Here is a 7028-nt window from a genome sequence, read left to right on the forward strand (position 1 = left end):
CAGGCAAAACGCGCTCGCAATTGCGCGAGGAGTGCAATTGCGAATTAGTCTTAGTTCAAACGTCCAAGACGGCGTTGCGCGGAACTGTCAAAGCGACACGACAATTTTGCCGAGATGCCGGTTGGCTTCCATATGCGCGAAGGCTTGACCGACCTCCGCGAACGGGAAGACGCGGTCGAGCGGCAACTTCAGCTTGCGGGATTCGATCGCCGTCCAGATATCGCCGCGCACCTGACGGAAGATCTCGCGGATCTCTTCGATGCTGCGTGACCGGAACGTGACGCCGACATAGTCGATGCGCCGCGCGGCGTGCAGGTCGAAGTTGAAGTCGGCGTGCGTGCCGCCGAGCCGACCGACATTGACGATGCGGCCGAGCACGCGCGTTGCGGCGAGGTTCTGATTGGCGACGGAGCCGGAAATCTGGTCGATGATCAGATCGACGCCGGCGCCGCCGGTTGCGGCGAGCACCTGATCGACCCAACCGGGTGACGACGAGTCGATCGCCAGATCGGCGCCGAATTCATGCAGCCGATCGCGGCGGCCTTTGTCCGTGGACGAGCCGATCACCAGCCGCGCGCCCTTGAGCTTGGCGATCTGCAGCGCCATCAGGCCGACGCCGGAGCTGGCCCCCTGGATCAGCACGCTCTGGCCTGCGCGCAGCTTGCCGACCGCAATCAGCGCATTGTGCATCGTGGTCAAGGCGACGGGCAGGGTGGCGGCCTGCTCGAAGCCCATGTCGTTCGGGATTGGGAACAGCCGGCCGTGATCGGCGAGGGTGTATTCGCCGAACGCAGCGGCGCCGGAGCCCATCACCCGATCCCCGACCTGGCAGCCAGTGGCCTCGTCACCGAGCGCTTCGATCTCGCCGGCCCATTCCATCCCCAGCACCGTGCCGACACCGCCGGCGGCGCCGTGGGCGGCGCCCTTGGTCATGCCGAGATCGGCACGGTTGAGGCCGCAGGCGCGGACGCGGATCAGCACCTGCGGTCCGGTCGGCACGGGTTTGGCGACGTCGGTGATGGCGGCGCCGTCGGCGCCGTAGACATAGGCCTTCATCTGCTGCTTCCCGTGCGGTCGCTGGTTGCGGCGCGGCTACTCCGCCGCCTGCCGCGCGCCACCCGATAGCATCGATTCCAGCCGGGCGCGAATGATCGCTTCGGCGTCATGAATGATGCGGGAGACGAGTTCGGCGCAGCTCGGGATGTCATGGATCAGGCCCTGCACCTGGCCGGCCGACCACACGCCCTCGTCGGTGTCGCCGTTGACGTAGACCATCTTGCCGCGCGCGCCGGCGACAAGTTCCTTGACCTGTTCGAACGTCGCGCCCTGCTTCTCCAGCGCGATCACCTGCTGGCTTACCGCGTTCCTGGCGACGCGCGACGTGTTACGCAGCGTGCGGAAGATCAGGTCGGTCGAGCGCTCGTCGTTGGCGACGATCTTTTCCTTCACGGCCTGATGGATCGGGCTTTCCTTGGTGCACATGAAGCGTGTGCCCATGTTGATGCCGTCGGCGCCAAGCGCCAGCGCTGCAACCAGACCGCGCGCATCGGCGAAGCCGCCCGAGGCAATCATCGGCACTTTGATTTTGTCGGCGGCAGCCGGAATCAGGATCAGGCCGGGGGTGTCGTCCTCGCCCGGATGACCGGCGCATTCGAAGCCGTCGATCGAGATGCCGTCGACACCCATCCGCTCCGCCGAGAGCGCGTGGCGGACGCTGGTGCATTTGTGCAGCACCTTGACGCCGGCCTTCTTGAATTCATCGACGTGTTCCTGCGGCTTGTTGCCGGCAGTCTCGACGACCTTCACGCCGGCCTCGATGATCGCCTGGCGATACTCGGCGTACGGCGGCGGCTTGATCGCGGGCAGGATGGTGAGATTGACGCCGAACGGCTTGTCGGTGAGGTCGCGGCAGCGCGCGATTTCCTTGGTGAGATCTTCCGGCTTCGGCTGCGTCAGCGCGGTGATCATGCCGAGCGCGCCGGCGTTGGCGACCGCCGCCACCAGCTCGGCGCGGCCGACCCATTGCATGCCGCCTTGCACGATCGGATGCTCGACGCCGAAGGCTTCGGTGAAACGGGTCTTGATCATGATGGGATCCTCGGACGTTCGCGGCGCCTGACGCGCCTGTTGCTGTTATGGTGCCGGCGCAGGATGCCGAAGCGGGCGGCAAATGTCCAATGCGGGGCGCGCGCAGTTTATCCCCGAGTCAGTCCGGAGCGCTCGCTCTTGCGAGCGAACCCGGAATCTCGAGGGGCAAACAACGTCTGGATTCCGGGTTCGCGCTGCGCGCGCCCCGGAATGACGTGCTTGGGGCGGAGGAGACGCCGCGTCGAGGCGCGAGTCAGCCTCAGCCTTTCACCGCCTGACGGAATTCGTTGTGCAGTTCGCCGATGCCTTCGATGGCGATGGTGACACTGTTGCTGGCTTCCTTCATCACACCGACGCCGACCGAAGTGCCGCAGCAGATCAGGTCGCCGGCCTCCAGCGTCATGTCCTGCGACAGCAGGCTGACCAGCTTGTGCGGCTGGAAGATCATGTCGGCCACCGGATAATTCTGTCGCTCGGCGCCGTTGAGGATGGTGCGGATCGACAGCGTGGCCGGATTGAGGCCAGTGGCGATCGCCGGGCCGAACGGGCCGAAGCCGTCGAAGCTCTTGGCGCGAGCCCATTGCGGGAAGCTCGGATCGCGGTTGAGGATGTCGGCCGCGGTGATGTCGTTGACGCAGGTGTAGCCGAAGATGTGCGATGCGGCTTCGGCTTCCGAGATATTCGTGCTGCGCTTGCCGATGACGATGCCGAGCTCGCCTTCGTACACGACCTTGCCGTCATACGAAGCCGGGCGTTCTACGATCGCGCCGTGCGATGCAACGCTGGTGGTCGCTTTCAGGAAGTACAAGGGCTCCGGCGGAATCGACTGATTGAGCTTCGCCGCGAGCGCGCGAAAATTATTCCACAGCCCGATGATCTTGCCCGGCGCGCACGGCGCCAGTAGCTCGACGTCGCCGAGCTGCAGCTTCTGGCCGGTCGGCTTATTCGCGCCGAACATGTCGCCGTCGTGCACAGTGATGTCGGAGTGCGAAATAGTGCCGAACCCGATCGCGCCGTTGGCGCGGAAGCGAACCCATTTGGTCACGGCGAAGGTCTCCTAATTTTCAGACTGGTTAGTTGCGGGAGCGCCTACCAAGCTCTCCCCGTCATGCCCGGGCTCGACCGGGGCATCCACGCGTTCAAGCAATGCCCTGCTTGTGTCCGTGGATGGCCGGCTCAAGCCCGGCCATGACGAGGAGAGGTGGTCGAACGATTAGTACAGCCCCGCTACCTTGGCGCGCTGGATCACCAGGCCGAGCACGGCGTCGATCGCCGGGGTCGGGATGCCGGTCATCTTGCCCATTTCCTGCACCACGGTGACGAGCGGATCGATCTCCATCGGCCGGCCGCGTTCCAGGTCCTGCAGCATCGAGGTCTTGTGCGCGCCCACCTTGCGGGCGCCTTCGATGCGGCGTTCGACGTCGACGCGGAATTTGACGCCGAAGGTTTCGGCAATCTGCTGCGCTTCCAGCATCATCGCCTTCGACAGCGCGCGGGTTGCCGGATCGGATGCGATCACGTCGAGCGTGGCGTGGGTGAGGGCGCTGATCGGATTGAAGCAGACATTGCCCCACAGCTTCAGCCAGATTTCATCGCGGATGCGATCGAGGACCGGGGCCTTCAGGCCGGCAGCTTCGAGCAGCTTCGACAGGTTCTGCACGTCCGCGGTGGTCTCGCCGGAGGCTTCGCCGACCGGGAACTTGTCGCCGTAGACGTGGCGGATCACGCCCGGGCCCTCCAGCTCGGTCGCCGGATAGACGATGCAGCCGATGCCGCGCTCCGGCCCGAGTTCGTTCCACTGCCGGGCGCCCGGATCGATGCTCTCCAGCGTGCGGCCTTCGAATTGATTGCCGTGTTTGTAGAAGTACCAATACGGCACGCCATTGACCGCGGTGACGATGCGGGTATGCGAACCGAGCAGCGGCTTCATCGCGTCGATCGCGCCGGTGATCGAATGCGCCTTAAGGCAGATGATGATGAAGTCCTGCACGCCGAGTTCGGACGGCGTGTCGGTGGCCTTGACCTTGACGACGCGCTGCTCGTCGCCGATCAGCAGCTTGAGGCCCTTGTCCTTCATTGCTGCGAGGTGAGCGCCGCGCGCCACCAGGCTGACGTCGGCGCCGGACTGCGCGAGCTGAACGCCGAGATAACCGCCGATCGCGCCGGCGCCATAGATACAGACTTTCATCGATTTCCCATCAGACTGACGACAAACAAAGACGTGGCCGCAGCGGCCACGCCGGAGGAAGTGTGGGCGGCGGCGAAACGGCCGCCGCCGCGATGAGTCACGCCATGCTGTTGGCCACCACCGTACGTCGCCACGGCTTCAGCACCAGCAGCGCCAGCAGCGACGCCAGAATGTTGGCGCCGGCCGCTATCAGGAATACGCCGTCCCAACTGCCCGTTGATTGCTGCAGCAGATTGGCCGCCGGCACCAGCAGCGCCGCCGTGCCCTTCGCGGTGTACAAGAGGCCCGCATTGGTGGTGGCGAATTTGTTGCCGAAGGTGTCGGTGCAGGTCGACGGGAACAGCGAATAGATCTCGCCCCAGGCGAAGAACACGAGGCCCGACAGCAGCACAAACCACACCGGATCGTGGCCGTACATGTACAGCGCGTAGATGCCGATGCCTTCGAGGCCGAAGGCGATGAACATCGTGTTCTCGCGGCCGATCTTGTCCGAGACCCAGCCGAAGAATGGCCGCGTCAGGCCGTTGAGGATGCGGTCGAACGTCGCCGCGAAGGTGACCGCCGTCATGGTCATGGCCATCAGCGTGACCGACGTATCGGCGATCTTCCAGTCGGCGGCGATCGGCTTGAGGTTGGCAGTGATCATCAGCCCGCCGGCACCGACGATGACGAACATGAAGTACATCAGCCAGAAGATCGGCTGACGCAACACTTCGGTCGGCTGATAATCGCGCCGGGTCTGGATCACGGCGGCATTGCGGCCGGGTGAGGGGACCTGGCCCGGTTTCGGCGCCAGCAGCAGCAGCGACAGGAATACGATCACGATGCCTTGGCCGAGGCCGAAATACATGAAGGTGGTCTGAAAGCCGGAATCCCGGATCATCGCCTGAATCGGTGCCACGGTCAGCGCCGAGCCGGCGCCGAACCCCGCCGCCGTTAGGCCCGCCGCCAAGCCGCGCTTGTCCGGAAACCACTTCAGCGCGTTGCCGACGCAGGTGCCGTAGACGCCGCCGGCGCCGATGCCCGCCACGATCATCCCCAGATAGTAGCCCGATAGCGTCGTCGCATGGGCATTGATCACCCAGCCGATCGCGCACAGCACGCCGCCAATCAGGACCACCGGCCGCGGACCGTATTTGTCCACGAACCAGCCCTCGATCGGCACCAGCCATGTCTCGAACAACACGAAGAGGGTGAATGCCCATTGGATCGATGCGCGGTCCCAGCCGAAAGTCTTCTGAATATCGGGGACGAAGAACGTCCAGCCGTATTGATAGTTGGCGATCATCACCATGGCGCCGACGCCGATGGCGAGTTGTGTCCAGCGATAGCTCTCACTCACGCGCCGCGTTTGCGCGGCCGTTACGGCATGCACAGTGTCTGTCATGTTTCCTCCGAGGCCGGCGCCTCTGACGGGAGCCGTTACCAACGCGCGTGATTGTGATCGGACTAACGACAGCGCGCAAGGACAGATTAGTGACAGGACGTGTTGACGTTCGCGAGTGTTGACCCCCAATCGGAATGAGTGCCGTGCTCGCAGCTGCGAGCACGGCGAAGCTGCGACTACTCGGCCGCCTGCTTGCGCGGCGGGGTGGTGGCGCCGGACTCGTGGATCTCGGCAACGTGGGCTTCGCTGAAGCCGAGCACCTCGCGCAGGATCTCGTCGGTGTGCTCGCCGAGCAACGGCGAGCGTTCCACATGCGTCGGCGAGTCCGACAGCTTGATCGGGTTGCCGACCGACAGGTACTTGCCGCGGGTCGGGTGATCGACCTCGACGATGGTCCCGGTGGCGCGCAACGACTGATCCTCTGCGAGTTCCTTCATCGACAGGATAGGACCGCAGGGGATGTCGTCCTGATTGAGGATTTCCATTGCCTCGAACTTGGTCTTGGTCATCGTCCACTGTTCGATGCGCGCGAATATCTCGTTGAGCCGCGACAGCCGGGCCGGCGGCGTCGCGTAGTCCGGATGGGTCTTCCAGCCGGTCTCGCCGATCACGTCGCAGATCTTCTCCCACACCGGCGCCTGGGTGATGAAATAGATGTAGGCGTTCGGGTCGGTTTCCCAGCCCTTGCACTTCAGGATACGGCCGGGCTGGCCGCCGCCGGAATCATTGCCGGCGCGCGGCACGGCTTCGCCGAACGGGATGCCTTCGCCGATTTGGCTGTATTCCTTCAGCGGGCCATGGGCGAGGCGCTGCTGGTCGCGTAGCTTGACGCGCGACAGGTTGAGCACGCCGTCCTGCATCGCGGCGGTGACGCGCTGGCCGCGGCCGGTGTGGTGGCGCTGATACAGCGCAGTGACGATGCCGAGCGCAAGATGCAGGCCGGTGCCGCTGTCGCCGATCTGCGCGCCGGTGACCAGCGGCAAGCCTTCGCGGAAACCGGTGGTCGATGCCGCGCCGCCGGTGCACTGCGCGACGTTCTCGTACACCTTGCAGTCTTCATACGGGCCGGGACCGAAGCCCTTGATCGAGGCGACGATCATCCGCGGGTTGATCTCCTGGATCTTCTCCCAGGTGAAGCCCATGCGGTCGAGCACGCCGGGGCCAAAATTCTCCACCAGCACGTCGCAGGTGCGGATCAGCGCGGTGAGGACTTCCTTGCCCTTCGGGTTCTTGGTGTCGAGCGTGATCGACCGCTTGTTGTGGTTCAGCATGGTGAAATACAGGCTGTCCACTTTCGGGATGTCCTGCAGCTGACCGCGGGTGATGTCGCCGCTGCCGGGGCGCTCGACCTTGATCACGTCGGCG

At 64.7% G+C, this 7028-nt stretch carries 6 protein-coding genes; all 6 read right to left on the bottom strand.

Features of this window, described 5'->3' with window-relative positions; genetic code table 11:
* Nucleotides 1-87: 87 nt before the first annotated feature.
* Nucleotides 88-1056: a quinone oxidoreductase family protein gene (locus tag ACOJTD_RS22795; RefSeq protein WP_420135127.1), complete on the bottom strand. Its 969-nt coding sequence runs from the start codon at nt 1054-1056 to the stop codon at nt 88-90.
* Nucleotides 1057-1092: 36 nt separating this feature from the next.
* Nucleotides 1093-2088 carry an NAD(P)H-dependent flavin oxidoreductase gene (locus tag ACOJTD_RS22800; RefSeq protein ID WP_420135128.1) on the bottom strand — a complete coding sequence of 332 codons (996 nt, stop codon included), beginning with the start codon at nt 2086-2088 and terminating at the stop codon, nt 1093-1095.
* Nucleotides 2089-2347: 259 nt separating this feature from the next.
* A complete protein-coding gene (locus ACOJTD_RS22805; RefSeq protein WP_420135129.1) occupies nt 2348-3133 on the bottom strand; it encodes a fumarylacetoacetate hydrolase family protein in 786 nt (261 codons plus the stop codon).
* 168 nt (nt 3134-3301) lie between these two features.
* The gene (locus ACOJTD_RS22810; RefSeq protein WP_420135130.1) at nt 3302-4276 is read right to left on the bottom strand and encodes a 2-dehydropantoate 2-reductase; all 975 of its coding nucleotides are present in this window, start codon (nt 4274-4276) and stop codon (nt 3302-3304) included.
* A gap of 97 nt (nt 4277-4373) precedes the next feature.
* A complete protein-coding gene (gene oxlT / locus ACOJTD_RS22815) occupies nt 4374-5663 on the bottom strand; it encodes an oxalate/formate MFS antiporter (RefSeq protein ID WP_420135131.1) in 1290 nt (429 codons plus the stop codon).
* A 176-nt stretch (nt 5664-5839) separates the two neighbouring features.
* Nucleotides 5840-7028 (bottom strand): formyl-CoA transferase (frc, locus tag ACOJTD_RS22820; RefSeq protein WP_420135132.1); only part of this gene is annotated, 1189 nt, incomplete at its 5' end.

The organism is Rhodopseudomonas sp., assembly GCF_048594845.1.
Lineage (GTDB): Bacteria > Pseudomonadota > Alphaproteobacteria > Rhizobiales > Xanthobacteraceae > Rhodopseudomonas.

What these genes read in the sequence shown, in the direction of transcription:
- ACOJTD_RS22795 (WP_420135127.1), bottom strand. Translation starts at nt 1,056, where the DNA reads ATGAAGGCCTATGTCTACGGCGCCGACGGCGCCGCCATCACCGACGTC.
- ACOJTD_RS22800 (WP_420135128.1), bottom strand. Translation starts at nt 2,088, where the DNA reads ATGATCAAGACCCGTTTCACCGAAGCCTTCGGCGTCGAGCATCCGATC.
- ACOJTD_RS22810 (WP_420135130.1), bottom strand. Translation starts at nt 4,276, where the DNA reads ATGAAAGTCTGTATCTATGGCGCCGGCGCGATCGGCGGTTATCTCGGC.
- oxlT (WP_420135131.1), bottom strand. Translation starts at nt 5,663, where the DNA reads ATGACAGACACTGTGCATGCCGTAACGGCCGCGCAAACGCGGCGCGTG.